We start from the raw sequence: 14,722 nt of genomic DNA on the forward strand, positions 1-14,722 counted from the left end.
GACCCCACCCCGCACGCACCACACCCCGCCGAAGGAACCACCACCGTGAAGACCGTCATCGTCCTCGTCGTCCTCTGGGCAGTCCTGTCCATCGTCGGCTTCGCCCTGAAGGGCCTGCTCTGGCTCGGCATCATCGGCATCGTCCTGCTGCTCGGCACGATCGTCTTCGGCGCCGTCCGCCGCAGCGGCAACAAGGCCCGCAACGCCGGCCGGACCAACTAGTCCGCCACTGGCGAAGCGCACCACCAGCAGGAATCCCCGCACCGAACGCATGCCGACGCCCCCGAACGAACCCGGCCCGCCGCGCGCCGCCGTGGTCGTGAACCCGACCAAGATCGACCAGGCCCGCCTCCGAGCGGTCCTCGGCGCCGAGGAGCGCGCGCACGGATGGGCCGAGTCGCTCTGGTTCACCACCAGCGCTGACGACGACGGACGGGCGGCTGCCCGGGACGCGCGCGACGCCCACCCGAGCGTCGTCCTCGTCGCCGGTGGTGACGGCACGCTCCGGGTCGTCGCCGCGGAACTCCGCGGCACCGGGATCCCGGTGGCGCTCGTCCCCAGCGGCACCGGCAACCTGTTCGCGCGGAACCTCGGGCTGCCCCTCGGCGACCTGGTGCGGTCCGTCCGAGCGGGCTTCAGCGGGACGGACCGCCCGATCGACGTCGGGCTGGCCGACCTGACCGACCCGGCAGGCACCACGACGTCGCACGCGTTCCTGGTGATGACCGGCATCGGGCTCGATGCGAGCATGGCCGCGGACACGAACGCGTGGGTGAAGAAGCGGTTCGGATGGGTCGCCTACTCGGATCCCATCGCCCGGTCCGTGATCGGCAACCGGCAGATCCCGGTGCACTACGGGATCGACGACGGCCCACTCCGCAGCATGAGCGCGCACACGATCATCGTCGGGAACTGCGGCACCCTGACCGCGGGCATCCTGCTGCTGCCCGCGGCCCGACCGGACGACGGCATCCTCGACGCCGTGGCGTTCCGGCCGGCCGGGTGGTTCGGCTGGACCAAGGTCGGGTACGCCCTGACGCTCAACCGCTTCTTCGCGCGCACCCGGTTCGGGCGACTCCTGGCGCGGGTCCTGCCGGCATCACGCGCGCTCCGGTACACCCGGGCGAGGGCGCTGCGGCTGACCGTCGACACCCCGGAGCGGGTGCAGCTCGACGGTGATGCGTTCGGCGAGGTGGTCGCGGTGTCGCTCACCACGCACCACCACGGACTGGTCCTCCGGACGGAACCGGTCTAGCCGGTGCTGCCGAGGTCGGCACCCCGGTGCACGACGTCCTCGGCCATGGCCCGGATCCCGCGGCCCGCGCCGGCAGCGGCTCGTCGCAGGATCTGGAACGCCTCGTCCATCCGGACGCCCCGGCGGTACGCGAGTGCGCCCTTGGCCTGTTCGAGGAGCTCCCGGGCCTCGAGCGCGTCCTCGACCTGTTCCTCGATCGTGGCCGACACCCCGCGGTCCCGCTGTCGGACGAGGGCAGCCGAAGCCGCGTCGGCGAGCAGCTGGAGCAGCACGACGTCCTGGTCACTGTGCCCGCGGGTGTGGTCGGCGAAGACGCACAGGGAGCCGATGGTCTGGTCCCGCAGACGGATCGGCTCGGCGAACGTGCCCTGCAGCCCGCGTTCGCGCATCGTCGCCGCGAACGTCGGCCACTCCGACTCGTGCGTGGACACGTCGGGCACGTCGATCGTCTCGCCGGTCCGGTAACAGTCGAGACACGAGCCCTCGTTCGTCCCGAGCTGCGCTTCCTCGGCCTCGCTGCTGCGCTCGCTCGTCGAGGCGATGACCTGCAGCGCACCGGACCGGTCGGCGAGCACGACCCCCGCCTCCGTCGCCGAGGTCCCCTCCGCGCACGCCGCGATCACACGGTCCATGGCGTCGAGCACCTCGAGGTCAGGGTCCAGAGCCGGCACCAACCGATCCGGCAGGTTGATCGCGCCACTGGTCGTCATGATTCGACGCTACGACCAGACCGATGGCGCACGGCTCAGCCAGTTCGCGTAGCGGACGACGGCCAGCAAGCCCGCGATGACCCTCCCGGGAGCCACGTCCGTCGAAGTGCGGACTGGTGCGACCCCTGAAGAGAGGTCAGGATGACGCATCAGTTGCACAGAGCAACTGGCAGGTGCTTCACCGACAGAGGAGTCGTCATGAAGAAGTCCATCGCAGCCGCGTTCGCCGCGGTCGCCGTCATCACCGCCGGCGTGTTCGCCGCTTCGCCCGCGTCCGCGCTGCCCGTCAGCACGAAGGTCGTCGGCGGCGAGAAGGCCCCCACCACCTCGTGGGCGGTGCAGCTCGAAGCCTCCGGCGGGAGCATCCCCTCGGGCTACGTCAGCAACTGCACCGGCGAGCAGCTCAACGCCTCGTGGATCCTCACCGCCCGGCACTGCATCGACGGCATCGGCGCGATGAACGTCTACCACTCGAACTCCACCGTCAACCGCGGCACGGCCGTCGCCGTCGACCGTGTCAGCGCCTCGCCGGCGGGTGACATCGCGCTCGTGCACCTGCGGACCGCCTACTCGCTGTCCACCTACGCACCCCTCGACCTCACCGCGACGGCCAAGTCGAGCGGCACCGGCACCATCCAGGGCTACGGCCTGCGTGCCAACGCGACCCAGTCCGACGGCCTGTACCAGGCCACGGTCTCGCTCACCGGCGCGAGCACTGACGCCTTCAGCGGTCGTGCCCAGCACCTCACCGGCGTGACCGGCGCCTCGAACCACGGCGACTCGGGCGGCCCGCTGCTCGTCAACGGCAAGGTCGTCGCCGTCTGCTCCACCGGCGACAGCGCCGACCCGGGCGCGAACACCAAGGCTGGCTCGAACTACGCCCTGCTGTCGCAGGCCTCGTCCTGGATCCGGACCACGGCCGGCGTCTGAACCACCTGACGGACTGGAGGCGCGGTGTCAGCTGGCACCGCGCCTCCCGTCCGTCCCCGCCCGTCTCCAGAACCGGGGTCGCCTGCTCGGCGTCCGTCACCCACCAGCTGAGCGCCCGTGCGGGCGCCGCGACGACAGTGGGGCCATGAGCCAGTACGAGAAGCGCGATCCGAACACCCTCTACCCGGCACCGCCGTACCCGAAGCAGGAGCAGTCGCTGCCGGGCGCCGCGTGGAAGATGGACCCGAAGCCCGACCACGGCGAGGAGAGCTACACAGGGCTCGGACGGCTGAAGGGGTACCGCGGCATCGTCACCGGTGCCGACTCCGGCATCGGTCGTGCCGCGGCCATCGCCCTGTCGCGCGAAGGTGCGGACCTGGTGCTCTCGTACCTGCCGGACGAGCAGGAGGACGCGGAACAGGTCCGCGACCTGCTCGAGTCCGAAGGCCGTCGCGCCGTGCTGTTCCCCGGCGACATCTCCGACGAGCAGTACTGCACGGACCTGGTGCAGAAGGGCGTCGACGAGTTCGGCGGCCTCGACACCCTGGTCATGGTCGCGGGGCGCATGGAGAGCAACGAGGACATCCTCACGCTCGACACGTCGATGTTCGACTCCACCTTCAAGACCAACATCTACTCGCTGTTCTGGTTGACCAAGGCTGCGGTGCCGCACCTCGAGCCCGGGTCGACCATCGTGACGACCGGCTCGATCCAGGCGTCCACGCCCTCGCCGGACAAGATCGACTACGCCGTGTCGAAGGGCGCGATCAAGCTCTTCACCGAGGCCGTCGCGCAGCAGCTCGCGCCGAAGGGCATCCGTGTGAACTCCGTCGCGCCGGGGCCGGTGTGGACGCCGCTGCAGCCGGGTTCCGACGACGCCGAGACGGTGTCGCACTTCGGTGAGAGCTCGCCGTTCGGCCGTCCCGGTCAGCCCGCCGAGCTCGGTGCCGCCTACGTGCACCTGGTCAGCCCGGAGTCGAGCTACCAGTCCGGGTCGACGATCACGATCGCGGGCGGGACGCCGGCGTTCTGATCTGCCGTTCTGGGCTTTTGGCGTTTTGGCGTTTTCGCGTTTTCGCGTTCTTGCGTTCGAGGAAGGGGACCACGTGTCCGGAGTGACGCACACCGTGCTGGTCGAGTGGGACGGGGAGGACCGGTCGTCCGAGGCCTCGGCCCTGTCGCGTGAGCACCTGCCGCGGGTCGAGGGGGTCGAGTCGGTGCAGGCCGGCACGAGCGTGAGCACCGAGGGGCTGGAGGGCGGGTTCCACTGGATGCTCGTCGTCCGGTTCCGCGATCGTGCCGCGCTCGCCGGGTACCTGCCGCACCCGGAGCACCGGCCGGTGGCCGAGTTCATCGGTGCGGCGAGTGCGCGGGTCGTCGTGTTCGACGTCGAGGACGCCGACTGACCGCGGCGTCGGAAGCTGTGTAACGCTCTGGTTGCGATGGCGGACGAGGGGTTCCGTTCCTCGTGGAGGCTCGACGTACGGTGGATCGGCCATCGCAACGGCGCGGGGGTCATCGGCCGGCGCTGCGGCTCTCCGGAGCCCGCGCCGGTCGGGTCCCCGCCTGCGGGCGGGGACCCTTCGACATCCGCCGACGGAGGGAAACAGACGATGCCCGGCAACCCGAACCCGTTCGTCCACGACGGCGCGAAGATCCTGCTCGGCGAGGCGGGAGCGGCGCACTGCGACGAGTGCGGTGACGCCGTCCGGCTCGACCCGCGGATCGGCAGCTGGAGGACCGTGCAGCAACCCGGCCCCCAGCTCCCGCCTGACCGGCAGCGGCGCAGTGCGGCGGGGGCCGCGTGAACGGCACCGCCCGGACCGCCGGGGTGACCCTCGGGCTCATCGCAGCGATGGCGCTGACCGCCTGTTCCGGCACACCGGCCGCGACGCCGACCCGGACCGTGACCGCGACTGCCACCGCGACCCCGGAGGCGCCGGCTGACCCCGACACCCCGACCCCCGCTGCGACCCCGACCGCGACGGACACGGTCTTCAGCCTGTCGGATCCCGCGACGTGGACTATCTCGACCGACGAGGTCGGACCGATCGCCCTCGGTGGTCCGGTGCAGGGCGAGATCGACGACCTGGCGGCTGCCTACACCCGGAGTACGGATGCGTGTCCGGCCAGCCCGGAGACGACCTTCTGGGAGCGGTCCGACACCCCCGGCCTCATCGTCATCCCCCGCGACGGCAAGGTCGCCGGGGTGACCATCGGTGGGGTGGGGTCGGACCCGGTGACGACGAACTCGCCCGAGACCGACGCCGGGATCGGCATTGGAGCGACCCTGACCGAGGTGCGCTCCGCGTACCCGGACCTGCAGTACACCGGAACCTACGGTGAGGACCAGGGGCCGTACTCGATGTGGAGCGTGCAGGCCGACGGACGCTCCATGACGTTCCAGCTCGGGACGGACGGCACCACCGTGGGTGCGATCTGGGTGGGGTCGGTCGCGAAGTTGCCGTACGAGTACTGCGCCTGACGCCACCGAGGGTCGAACGTCGCTGCTGGCAGGATGACCGGTACGGCCAGCGCTGTCCGTCTCATCCGGTCCGACGTCCTGAGCGACGCGGCGCAGTACGCGTACGCGTCCACCGTGCCGGCCGGGACCCGGCTCGTGTTCCTCGCCGGGGCCTGTCCCCTCGCCCCGGACGGGTCGACCGTCGCGGTCGGCGACTACGCGGGCCAGGCTGCCCGGTGCATCGAGACGATGCGCGAGGCGCTGCGTGCGGCAGGCGCCTCCATCGAGGACGTCGTGAGCACCCGGGTGCTCGTGGCGTCCTCGCGGCAGGCCGACCTCGTCGCCGCGTGGCAGGTGGTGCGCGATGCCTTCGGTGCGCACGACGTGCCCAGCACCCTGCTCGGCGTCACGGTGCTCGGCTATGACGACCAGCTGGTCGAGATCGAAGCCGTCGCGGCCGTCGCCGACGGTCAGCCCGCGTGACGGCGCGAGGTGTCGAGGTCCCCGCGTTCCCGCGCTCCCGCGCACGCTCGCCTCAGAAGCCCGGACCTGCTTTGACCAGGGCGATGCCGACACCGACGAGCGCGAGGACGAGGCCGGCCACGAACGTCCGCGGGGACGGGTTCTCCCCGCGGAGCCTGGCCACGACGGGCCCGAGAAGAGCGAGCCGGACCACGAGGTACGCGATCGCGATGATCTCGGCCGCGAGCCCGGACGTGCCGGTCAGCCAGGCGTAGGCGAGGACGGCAGCCGGCAGGAGACCGGAGGTGAGGATGGGCAGCGAATCTCGCAGCTCGTCGCGGACGGTCTCCGCGGTGAGGCGGTGGTCGCTCCGCGCACGTCGACCGACCGACTCGGCGAAGGTGTGTGCGAGGAAGGTCGAGAACGCGGTGGCGAGGACGTACCAGAGCCCCCGACCGCTCTCGGCGGTGTCCGGAACCATCGGTGCGATCGTGCCGAGGATCACGATGTTGCCGTACACGAACGCGGTGATGCGGCTCGAGGCGTCCTCACGCGACAGGCGGCTCCGGCCCACGGAAATCCTCTCGTGCGGGCTCAGTAGTACTCACCCTGCCGGTAGTCCCAGCTGGTGAACGTGTCCGCGAGCAGCCCCATGATCCGGTCGACGTCGAGCCCCTTGCGGATCAGCGTCGGTGCGGGGACGATCGATCGGCGTCCGTCCTGCAGCGGGATCAGGGCTCCGGTGCTGTCGACCATCGACACCATGACGCCCTGCTCGTACCGCGTCTCGGCGCTCTGCTCCGGCTGGATGGACGCGACGTAGTCGTCCGCCTCGACGATCACGTCGGCACGCTCCGCGATGCGCTCGCCGATGCCGTCGACCACGCCACGGTTGCCGGTACCGGACGGGTTGGCCGAGCTCGCGAAGGCGAACTTGCCGTGCTCGGTCCAGAGTTCGCGGGCGGCGAGCTCACCGGGGACGCCGAACTTGATGACGAAGCAGGACGTTCCGCGGGTGTCCATCATGAGTTCGTCGGAGCCGTCCGCCGGCAGTGCCGCTCGGCCCTCGTCGCTCCAGGGCAGGATGCACCCGAGCAGGATGTCCTCGTCCCAGCACCGCTGGTACAGGGCGTCGATCTCGGGGGTGAGCTGCGCGATGCTCCGGAGCATCTCGAGCGAGCTCACGAGCACGACGCCCGGCTTGTTGCGGTTGCGTTCCTTGGCGTCGAACTTCCGCTCCAGGCCCGCGCGGTCCGAGGTCATCAGGATGTAGCCGACCTTGGTGGGGACCACCGCCAGCCCGCCGTCGTGCAGCAGCGCGTCCACCGCACTGCGCGGCACGCCACCGTCCCAGTGCACCCGGTTCATGCTGACCTGCGTGTCGTCGTTCATGCCCGTCCTCGTCCCGTTCTGGAGTCAGACGATCGTCTGACAGCGGGAGCCTATGGACGGTGTCCGAGCCGGACAAGGGCGAAGGGCGCGACCTGTGGGCCTTCTCCGAAGGGTTCAGGCGGGCTCGCAGTGAACGGCCGAGGGGCCCAGCACGCGCTGGGCCCCTCGGTCGTTCATCGGTGGTGGGTCAGGATCGCTTCCGACGACGGGCCTGCAGCGCGATCACGCCGACGCCGGTCAGCGCGAGTCCCGCAGCCCACGGCAGCAGGTGCATCGCGTCGCTCCCGGTGTAGGCCAGCTGGCCGGTCGGGACGGCGGCGGAGACCGCGCTCGTCGGAGCGACAGGGGTCGCCACCGTCGAAGCGGTCGGACGGACGTCCACCGTGAACGCCGTCGCGAAGCTGCTCGACGCCACGGTCAGGGCGTGGGTCGACGCGTGCGGGAACGTCACTTCGGCACCTGCCCACGGGTCGGTGTTCGGGACGATGACGTCTGAGGTGTGGTCGGACGTCACCGTGAACGGTGCCGGGTAGCCGTCGGCGCCGTCGACCTCGTTGCCGAAGCGGTCGACGAGGCTCCCGCCGACCAGGAGCGTGCCGCCCTGGTCTATGGTCGGCTGCCCGCCCTCGAAGCCCACGCCCAAGGTGCTGTAACCGCCGTCGGGCTCGGGCGTGGTCTCGTTCTGGAAGGTCCAGACGGTGCCGTCGCGCTCGATGACCCAGCTCGTGGAATGAGCGGTGAGGAACGTGTCCTTGTCCTCGGCCGTCACCCGCACGCCGAGCGGTGTCGAGGCGTCCGTCGTGAGGTTCAGGTACTGCGATGCGGTCGTCGTGCCGCTGGTCGCGACGATGCGGAAGGCGTACGTGCCCGAGTAGTCAGAGGTGCCGGACAGCACCCCGGTGGAGTGGTCGAGCGACAGACCGTACGGAAGGTAACTGGATTCGTCTTGATCGGTCTCGTCGGCGTACGGGTCGTCGCGCGAGAAGTACTCCACCGAGTACGTCGGCTTCGGGAACCCGTCCGCGGCGAACGTGTGGGTGAACCGTTCCCCGGCCGTCGTGGACAGCATGAGCGGCTCGTCTTCGGTGGTCGCCTCGGGGAACGAGGCGGCCTGTGTCACCGCAGCGGTCGATGCCGTTGCTGTCTGGTCGTCATCGCCCGTGATCGTGACGGCGATGACCTTGCCGGCGTCCGAAGGGAGGGCGAGGTAGGACTCGGTCGTGACGGGGAGCGTGGTGCCGTCACCCGTCCACACGTAGGAGAGCGTGCCGGTGAAGCCCGTCCCCGTCGCGGTGAGGGTGCTGCCCACGGTCGCATCCCCGGCGATGGTCGCGGTGGGGTCGGCGACGGCGGGAGCAGACGTCGCCGGGGCGGCCGGAGCGCTGCTGGGCGAGGTGGTCTCGTCCGCGGGCACCTCCGTGTCCTCGGCGGCATCCGGAACCGGGGCGACAGGAGTCGTCGCGTCGGGCGACGCTGCTGGGGTCTCCTCATCGGTGCCGGTGCCGGTGCCGGTGCCGGTGTCGGGGTCCGTGCTGGTTCCGGGCGCGGTGTCCTCGGTGGGGGCCGCGGTCGAACTTGCCGACGCGCTCGCCGGTGCTGCGTCCGGCAGTTCTGCCGCCGAGGCAGACAGCGCCCCGAAGCCGGTGCTCAGGCCGATGACGGCGATCGTCGCGCCGATCGCGCATGCGCGTCGGAGTGTTGCGGTGCTGTGTGGCACGGGTTGTCCCCTCGGGTGTGCCGTCCGACAACGGCCGGACGAGTGCGATCGCCGGAAGCCGGCGCCCTCGGATCGTAGCCAACCTGTGAAGCGTCCTTGAGCCCGAGGGCAGGCATCACCCGCGAAGTGGGGGAGCGGCATCGCGCCGCAGTCGTCGCAGCGCTCATCTGGAGAGGTGGAAATATTCCCATTTCGGGCATATGGTCTCACCATGCGAACAGCAGAGTTGCGAGAGCCGGCGTTCTGGGTCATGACCACCCTCGCCCGGGGACGGCTCCACGGGTACGGCATCATCCAGGCCGTCACCGAGCTCACGGAGGGCGACGTCAGCCTGCCGGTGACGACGCTGTACAAGACACTGGAACGTCTCGAACAGGACGGACTGGTGACCGGCGCCGGAGACGAAGTCGTTGGGGGGCGTCTCCGGCGCTACTTCGCCCTCACCACCCAGGGCGAACAGCGGCTCGCGCTGGAGACCGAGCGACTCGAGGTCAGGCTGCGCGCGGTGCGTGCCCGTCTGCCGCGCACGTCGAGCATCTCCGGCAAGGTTGCCGGAGCATGAGTGCCGAACTCGAAGCTCGGTACCGGCGACTGCTCGCCTGGTACCCGGCTGCGTGGCGGTCCGCGAACGCCGACGCGCTCGTCGGGACACTCCTCGACGTCGCCGAGGGCGAAGGCCGAGAGCGTCCGACCCGCCAGGAACGTCGGGCCATCGCCGAGCACGGCGTGGGCCTGCGGCTCGACGGGCTCGTGGTGGCCGACGTGCGGAACCCCGCGAGCACGGTGGCCCTGACCCTCGGCACCGGGCTTGCTCTCGCCGAGTTCCTGTTCTCGAGTTGGGTGCCGTGGATCACCGGCAACCCGGCTCCGGGATCAATGGTGCAGGTCGGACCCTTCCGCGACACGGGCTTCGTGTTCGCGGCGCTCTGGGTGATCGCCCTCGTCACTGCGCTCTCCGGCCGGTGGAACGTCGGGCGCGTCGTCCTGCTGGTGTCCGTGCTGCTCGGGACCGTGTCGCCGTACCTCCTGAACCGGTACCCGGGCGTCTGGAGTGTCGACCGGGCGACCTTGCTCCTGCTCAGCGCGTGTGCGGTCGTCGCGGTCCTCGGGCGCCCGCACCGCTCCCAGCACACCGCGGCAGCAGCCGTCGGATGGTTCCTGCTCGGCGCCCTCAGCTACTGCAGCGTCAGCGATCCCGGACAGTGGCAGTACAGCCGGTCCCTGTGGGACGGGAACCTCTACGCCTGGTACGGGACGGCAGTGCTCGAGATCAGCGCCGTCGTTCTCGCGATCATGCGGTGGTGGCGGACAGCGTTCACGATCGTCCTGAGTCTCGTCCCGTACGTCGGGGCGCTCGCGGTGAACGAAGTCCGCGCGATGGACGTCGGGAGCGGGTCCGTCGAGTTGGTGGCACTCCCGGTGGCCCTCGGGCTGGTCCTGCTCGTCCTCCACAGTCGTGGTTCCCTTGCGCTCCCACCGCGGAGACCTGTGCGGCCCGCTCGCTAGTCCGGCCGCGTCGGAGTCGGGGCACACAGAGATCGAACCCCCGCCTCACTCCACCAACGACTGCGTCCCCACCACGATCGCCAGGGCCAGCCGCTCCGCGTCCACCGACCCGGGCTCGGCCGTGTACGCCAGGATCCGCAGGTCCTCCGGCCCGACGACCAGGGTGTCGCAGTCGAGCGTGATCAGCCCGACGTCCGGGTGGTCGATCACCTTCCGGCGGGCGGTCTCGCCGAGCGCGGTCGCGCCCGAGTCCCACAGCTCGACGAACCGCGGGCTCGCCGCCCGCAGGTCCCGCACGAGCTGCTGCAGCTGGCGGTCGAGCGGGTAGCGCGCCGCGGTCATCCGGAGCCCCGCCACCAGGTTCGCCTCGAACGCCGCCTGCTCCTCGGGCGTGTGCACGGCTCGGCTGCCGGACCCGACCAGGTGCCGCCACGCGGTGTTCCGGTCGTTCCCGCGCAGCGCGCCGATCGGCCCCATCAGTGCGTCGTACGGGGCGTTGGCGACGAGCAGGTTCCCCGCGGCGTCGAGGACCGCGACCGGGGTGTCCGCCAGCCGGTCGAGCAGTCGCTGCACGCTCGGCGGGATTCGCGACGGGACCACGTCGGCAGCGGGGAGCGCGTGCCCGGCGAGCCGGTAGAGCAGCTCGCGGTCGGCATCGGGGACCCGCAGCGCCCGCACGAGCGCCTCGACGACCTGGGCGGACGGCGAGGTCGCCCGCCCCTGCTCGAGCCGGGTCAGGTAGTCGGCGGAGATCCCCGCCAGCCCGGCCAGCTCCTCGCGCCGCAGACCGGTCGCACGCCGACGCGGCCCGACGACCACTCCCGCCGCCTCGGGGGAGACGTGGTCGCGCAGTCGCCGCAGGGTGTGCCCGAAGTCCGTGTCCGCCATGTCCCCAGTCTGCGCGTCGAGGGGCGCCCGGGTCCTGGCCCTGCCGGTCCTACGACAACCGGGCGACTCCCTGCGGTCGTCGCCGAGCGTGACGCTGGATCCATGACAACGACACTCATCACCGGGGCCACCCGCGGCCTCGGCAAGGAAACCGCCCGCCAGCTCGTCGAGGCGGGCCACACCGTCTGGATCGGCGCACGTGACGCCGACCAGGGCGCCGCGGTTGCCGCCGAGATCGGCGCCCGCTCCGTCCAGCTCGACGTCCGCGACGACGATTCGGTCGCCGCTGCTTTCGCCCACGTCGACGCGAACGGCGGACTCGACGTGCTGGTCAACAACGCCGGCATCGCCGTCTGGGGGCAGAGCGGGCCCGAGGCGCTCGCCGTCTTCGACACGAACGCCGTCGGCACGATCCGCGCGACCGAGGCCGCGCTGCCGCTCCTGCGTCGCTCCGCGAACCCGATCGTGGTGAACCTGTCGAGTGCGCTCGGCTCCTTCACCGCCACCCACGACCCGTCGAAGCCGGCGTTCACCGTGCCGGCCGTGGTCTACGGCGCGTCCAAGGCCGCCGTATCGATGCTGACGGTGCAGTACGCACGCGTCGTGCCCGAGGTGCACTTCGTCGCGATCGAGCCCGGCTACACGGCCACCGAGTTCGGTGGCATGCCGAACCCGCACGGTCGCCCCGTCGAGGTCAGCGCCGCGACGATCGCGGCCGCCGCGAGCGCGGGCCCGGAGGGCCCCACCGGCGTGTTCCTGGAGGACGGCCAGACGCTCGGGTGGTGACGTCGTGACGGCCTGGAGGCCCGTGGCGGCGCCGCCACGAGCCTCCAGGCCGTCATCCGGTCGCGTCTACAGCAGCTGGCGCGCGTTGGTGGACGCGAGGTCCAGCAGCTCGTCGCCGCGACCCGACAGCACCGTGCGGATGGCGTAGAGCGTGAAGCCCTTCGCCTGCTCGAGCGTGACCGCCGGGGGCATGGAGAGTTCCTGGCGGTTCGCGCGGACCGACACGAGCGCCGGGCCGTCGTGCGCGAGCGCGGCGGCCATGGCGTCCTCGAAGTCGTCGGAAACGTCGACGTGGAACCCCTTGATGCCGATCGCCTCGGCGACGGCGGCGAAGTCCGGGTTCTGCAGCTCGGTGCCGTAGTTCACGAAGCCGGCGGCCTTCATCTCGAGCTCGACGAAGTTGAGCGACGAGTTGTCGAACACGACGATCTTCACCGGCAGCTTGTTCTGCACGATCGTGATGAGCTCACCGAGGAGCATCGTCAGCCCGCCGTCACCGGCCAGGGCGATCACCTGCCGGTCCGGGAACGCCGTCTGCGCACCGATCGCCTGCGGGACGGCGTTCGCCATCGTGCCGTGCACGAACGAGCCGATCAGCCGGCGCTTGCCGTTCATCGTGAGGTAGCGCGAGGCCCAGACGACGGGGGAGCCGACGTCGGGGATGAAGACGGCGTCCTCGGCGGCGAGCCGGTCGAGCACCCGGGCGACGTACTGCGGGTGCAGCGGCTTCTTCTTCCCGGCGGGGACCGCCAGGTCGTCGAGCTTCTCGCGGGTCTTCCGGTAGTGCTTGAGCGAGTCCTCGAGGTGCTTCGTCGGGTGCGAGCCGGTCAGCAGCGGGATGAGCGCGAGGGCGGTGTCCTTGACGGTGCCGACCAGCCCGATGTCGACGGGGTGCCGGCGGCCGAGCTGCGAGCCGCGGATGTCGACCTGCACGTGCTTCGCCTTGGCCGGGAAGAACTGCTGGTACGGGAAGTCCGTGCCGAGCATGAGCACGACGTCGGCGTCCTCCATCGCGCGGTACCCGGACGCGAAGCCGAGCAGTCCCGTCATGCCGACGTCGTAGGGGTTGTCGTACTCGATGTACTCCTTGCCGCGCAGCGCGTGCACGATCGGGGCCTGCAGCCGCTCGGCCAGGGCGACGACCTCGTCGTGGGCGTCCGCGACGCCGGCTCCGGCCAGGATCGTGATCCGGTCGGCACCGTTCAGCAGGTCGGCCGTGCGCTGCAGCTCGGCTTCGCTCGGCACGATGCGCGGGGTGGCCCGCTCGATGCGGGTGGCACGGTCGTCCTTCGCCTCGGCGAGCAGCACGTCGCCCGGGATCACGAGGACGGCGACGCCGCGCTTCTCGATCGCCTCACGCATCGCGATCTCGAGCAGGCGGGGCATCTGGACGGGGTCGGCGACGTACTCGACGTAGACGGAGCACTCGCGGAACAGCTCCTGCGGGTGCGTCTCCTGGAAGTAGCCGGAGCCGATCTCCGCCGTGGGGATGTGGGCGGCGATCGCCAGCACCGGCACCCGCGAACGGTTCGCGTCGTACAGGCCGTTGATCAGGTGCAGGTTGCCGGGCCCGCAGCTGCCGGCGCAGACGGTCAGGTCACCGGTCAGGGCGGCCTCGGCAGAGGCGGCGAACGCGGCCGCTTCCTCGTGCCGGACGTGCTCCCACCGCATCGTGCCGTCCTTGCGCAGGGCGTCGGTGAAGCCGTTCAGGGAGTCCCCGGGCAGGCCGTAGATCCGGTGGATGTCGTTGGCGCGGAGGGTGGCGACGATGTTCTCGGCAACGGTTGGCATGCGTCCTGTCTACTCCCGACCGCCGCGCTGAACGCTTTCGGAGTTTTGTGAGGCTCACTCGCCCTGGGATGCCGGGGTCGTGCTGCGACGATGGCGGGATGACCGACGACGCGCCGCTCCTCCGTCCCCGCCGACGGGAGCCCGCCGCGTACGGGATCCTCGAGCGCTCGCCGTACCCGCTCGTCTCGGTGGCGATCGCCGTCATCGCGGTCGTGGTCATCACCATCGTCGGGTTCACCCTCGGCACCGTGGACCTCGGGCTGTCCAAGGCCCTCAACGCGCTGCACACCGGGTTCATCGGGGCGTTCAGCACGGCGGTCTACCACGTGATCAGTCCGGCACCGGCGATCGGGATCACGGTCGTCGTCGTCGCCGTGATCTGGTGGCGCACGCGCGACCTGCGCCCGGCCCTGGCGTTCGGTGGCACCATCGCGATCACGTGGGTGCCGTCCGCGATCGTCAAGGAGATCGTGCACCGCGCCCGGCCCGACGTCGCCGTGCTGCCGCACCCGTTCCCCGTGCAGCCCGACCCCGGGTACCCGAGTGGGCACACGGTCTACATCACGGCGTTCGTCATCGCCCTGATCTGGCTGCTCCGCGAGACGCGGTGGCACCGGCTCGCCCTGACGCTCGGGGTCGTGGCCATCGTGATCGTGTTCTTCGCGGTGTCGATCGACGCGGTGCACTACCCGACCGACGCCGCTGCCTCGATCCTGTGGGCACTGGCCGTGGCGCCGGGGGTGCGGGTGGTGTGGGTCGACTGGCTCATGCCGCGGGTGCCGTTCCTGCGGCCGGGGCGGGGCTGACGCCGGGCTGGGGGC

The 14,722-nt window shown here is 71.0% G+C and carries 18 protein-coding genes; 12 read left to right on the plus strand and 6 right to left on the minus strand.

What is annotated here, in order from left to right; translation table 11 throughout:
* Positions 1-222: hypothetical protein (locus tag DEJ21_RS18425; RefSeq protein WP_111225495.1), on the plus strand; the 222-nt coding region annotated here is incomplete at its 5' end.
* Positions 223-271: 49 nt separating this feature from the next.
* Complete coding sequence (locus tag DEJ21_RS17715; RefSeq protein WP_111225496.1) at positions 272-1,255, plus strand: diacylglycerol kinase family protein; 984 nt, start codon at positions 272-274, stop codon at positions 1,253-1,255.
* On the opposite strand, the gene DEJ21_RS17720 is transcribed toward DEJ21_RS17715, so the two are convergent.
* On the minus strand, positions 1,252-1,965 hold the full coding sequence (locus DEJ21_RS17720; RefSeq protein ID WP_111225497.1) for a GAF and ANTAR domain-containing protein: 714 nt from the start codon (positions 1,963-1,965) through the stop codon (positions 1,252-1,254). The two genes, DEJ21_RS17715 and DEJ21_RS17720, sit on opposite strands and share 4 nt — an antisense overlap.
* 198 nt (positions 1,966-2,163) lie before the next feature.
* Between DEJ21_RS17720 and DEJ21_RS17725 the strand changes: the two genes are divergently transcribed.
* The 6 genes from DEJ21_RS17725 to DEJ21_RS17750 all read left to right on the plus strand — a co-directional run bounded on the left by DEJ21_RS17725 (position 2,164) and on the right by DEJ21_RS17750 (position 5,842).
* Entirely contained in the window at positions 2,164-2,895 is a 732-nt protein-coding gene (locus DEJ21_RS17725) for a trypsin-like serine protease (RefSeq protein ID WP_084740785.1), read from the plus strand.
* Between the two features lie 145 nt (positions 2,896-3,040).
* A complete protein-coding gene (locus tag DEJ21_RS17730) occupies positions 3,041-3,928 on the plus strand; it encodes an SDR family oxidoreductase (RefSeq protein ID WP_027467207.1) in 888 nt (295 codons plus the stop codon).
* 73 nt (positions 3,929-4,001) lie between these two features.
* The gene (locus DEJ21_RS18430; RefSeq protein ID WP_181435955.1) at positions 4,002-4,301 is read left to right on the plus strand and encodes a Dabb family protein; all 300 of its coding nucleotides are present in this window, start codon (positions 4,002-4,004) and stop codon (positions 4,299-4,301) included.
* Between the two features lie 207 nt (positions 4,302-4,508).
* Complete coding sequence (locus tag DEJ21_RS17740) at positions 4,509-4,703, plus strand: hypothetical protein (RefSeq protein ID WP_071404793.1); 195 nt, start codon at positions 4,509-4,511, stop codon at positions 4,701-4,703.
* Complete coding sequence (locus DEJ21_RS17745; protein WP_111225499.1) at positions 4,700-5,380, plus strand: hypothetical protein; 681 nt, start codon at positions 4,700-4,702, stop codon at positions 5,378-5,380. Before DEJ21_RS17740 ends, DEJ21_RS17745 begins: the two co-directional genes overlap by 4 nt.
* Before the next feature lie 33 nt (positions 5,381-5,413).
* Positions 5,414-5,842 (plus strand): RidA family protein, encoded by a 429-nt coding sequence (locus DEJ21_RS17750; protein WP_111225500.1) that lies wholly within the window; start codon positions 5,414-5,416, stop codon positions 5,840-5,842.
* 52 nt (positions 5,843-5,894) lie between these two features.
* Here the strand turns inward: DEJ21_RS17750 and DEJ21_RS17755 are convergent, their stop codons facing one another.
* The 3 genes from DEJ21_RS17755 to DEJ21_RS17765 form a co-directional block, all read right to left on the minus strand.
* On the minus strand, positions 5,895-6,395 hold the full coding sequence (locus DEJ21_RS17755; RefSeq protein WP_258375139.1) for a hypothetical protein: 501 nt from the start codon (positions 6,393-6,395) through the stop codon (positions 5,895-5,897).
* A 20-nt stretch (positions 6,396-6,415) separates the two neighbouring features.
* Positions 6,416-7,213, minus strand: coding sequence for an L-threonylcarbamoyladenylate synthase (locus DEJ21_RS17760; RefSeq protein ID WP_111225501.1), 798 nt, complete (start codon positions 7,211-7,213; stop codon positions 6,416-6,418).
* Positions 7,214-7,400: 187 nt separating this feature from the next.
* The gene (locus tag DEJ21_RS17765) at positions 7,401-8,930 is read right to left on the minus strand and encodes a putative Ig domain-containing protein (RefSeq protein ID WP_146247833.1); all 1,530 of its coding nucleotides are present in this window, start codon (positions 8,928-8,930) and stop codon (positions 7,401-7,403) included.
* 211 nt (positions 8,931-9,141) lie between these two features.
* On the opposite strand from DEJ21_RS17765, the gene DEJ21_RS17770 reads away from it, so the two are divergent.
* Together DEJ21_RS17770 and DEJ21_RS17775 are read left to right on the plus strand one after the other, a co-directional pair.
* Complete coding sequence (locus DEJ21_RS17770; protein WP_071404801.1) at positions 9,142-9,492, plus strand: PadR family transcriptional regulator; 351 nt, start codon at positions 9,142-9,144, stop codon at positions 9,490-9,492.
* The gene (locus tag DEJ21_RS17775; RefSeq protein ID WP_111225503.1) at positions 9,489-10,436 is read left to right on the plus strand and encodes a hypothetical protein; all 948 of its coding nucleotides are present in this window, start codon (positions 9,489-9,491) and stop codon (positions 10,434-10,436) included. Before DEJ21_RS17770 ends, DEJ21_RS17775 begins: the two co-directional genes overlap by 4 nt.
* A gap of 45 nt (positions 10,437-10,481) precedes the next feature.
* Here DEJ21_RS17775 and DEJ21_RS17780 read toward each other — a convergent pair whose 3' ends face one another.
* Positions 10,482-11,324 (minus strand): helix-turn-helix transcriptional regulator, encoded by an 843-nt coding sequence (locus DEJ21_RS17780; RefSeq protein WP_111225504.1) that lies wholly within the window; start codon positions 11,322-11,324, stop codon positions 10,482-10,484.
* A 102-nt stretch (positions 11,325-11,426) separates the two neighbouring features.
* Here DEJ21_RS17780 and DEJ21_RS17785 point away from each other — a divergent pair, with 102 nt between their 5' ends.
* The gene (locus DEJ21_RS17785) at positions 11,427-12,110 is read left to right on the plus strand and encodes an SDR family NAD(P)-dependent oxidoreductase (RefSeq protein ID WP_111028661.1); all 684 of its coding nucleotides are present in this window, start codon (positions 11,427-11,429) and stop codon (positions 12,108-12,110) included.
* A gap of 66 nt (positions 12,111-12,176) precedes the next feature.
* Here DEJ21_RS17785 and poxB read toward each other — a convergent pair whose 3' ends face one another.
* A complete protein-coding gene (poxB, locus tag DEJ21_RS17790) occupies positions 12,177-13,901 on the minus strand; it encodes a ubiquinone-dependent pyruvate dehydrogenase (RefSeq protein WP_111225505.1) in 1,725 nt (574 codons plus the stop codon).
* A 98-nt stretch (positions 13,902-13,999) separates the two neighbouring features.
* Here poxB and DEJ21_RS17795 point away from each other — a divergent pair, with 98 nt between their 5' ends.
* Complete coding sequence (locus DEJ21_RS17795; RefSeq protein WP_071404807.1) at positions 14,000-14,707, plus strand: phosphatase PAP2 family protein; 708 nt, start codon at positions 14,000-14,002, stop codon at positions 14,705-14,707.
* Positions 14,708-14,722: the final 15 nt, after the last annotated feature.

This window comes from Curtobacterium sp. MCSS17_006, assembly GCF_003234215.1.
Classification (GTDB): Bacteria; Actinomycetota; Actinomycetes; order Actinomycetales; family Microbacteriaceae; genus Curtobacterium; species Curtobacterium flaccumfaciens.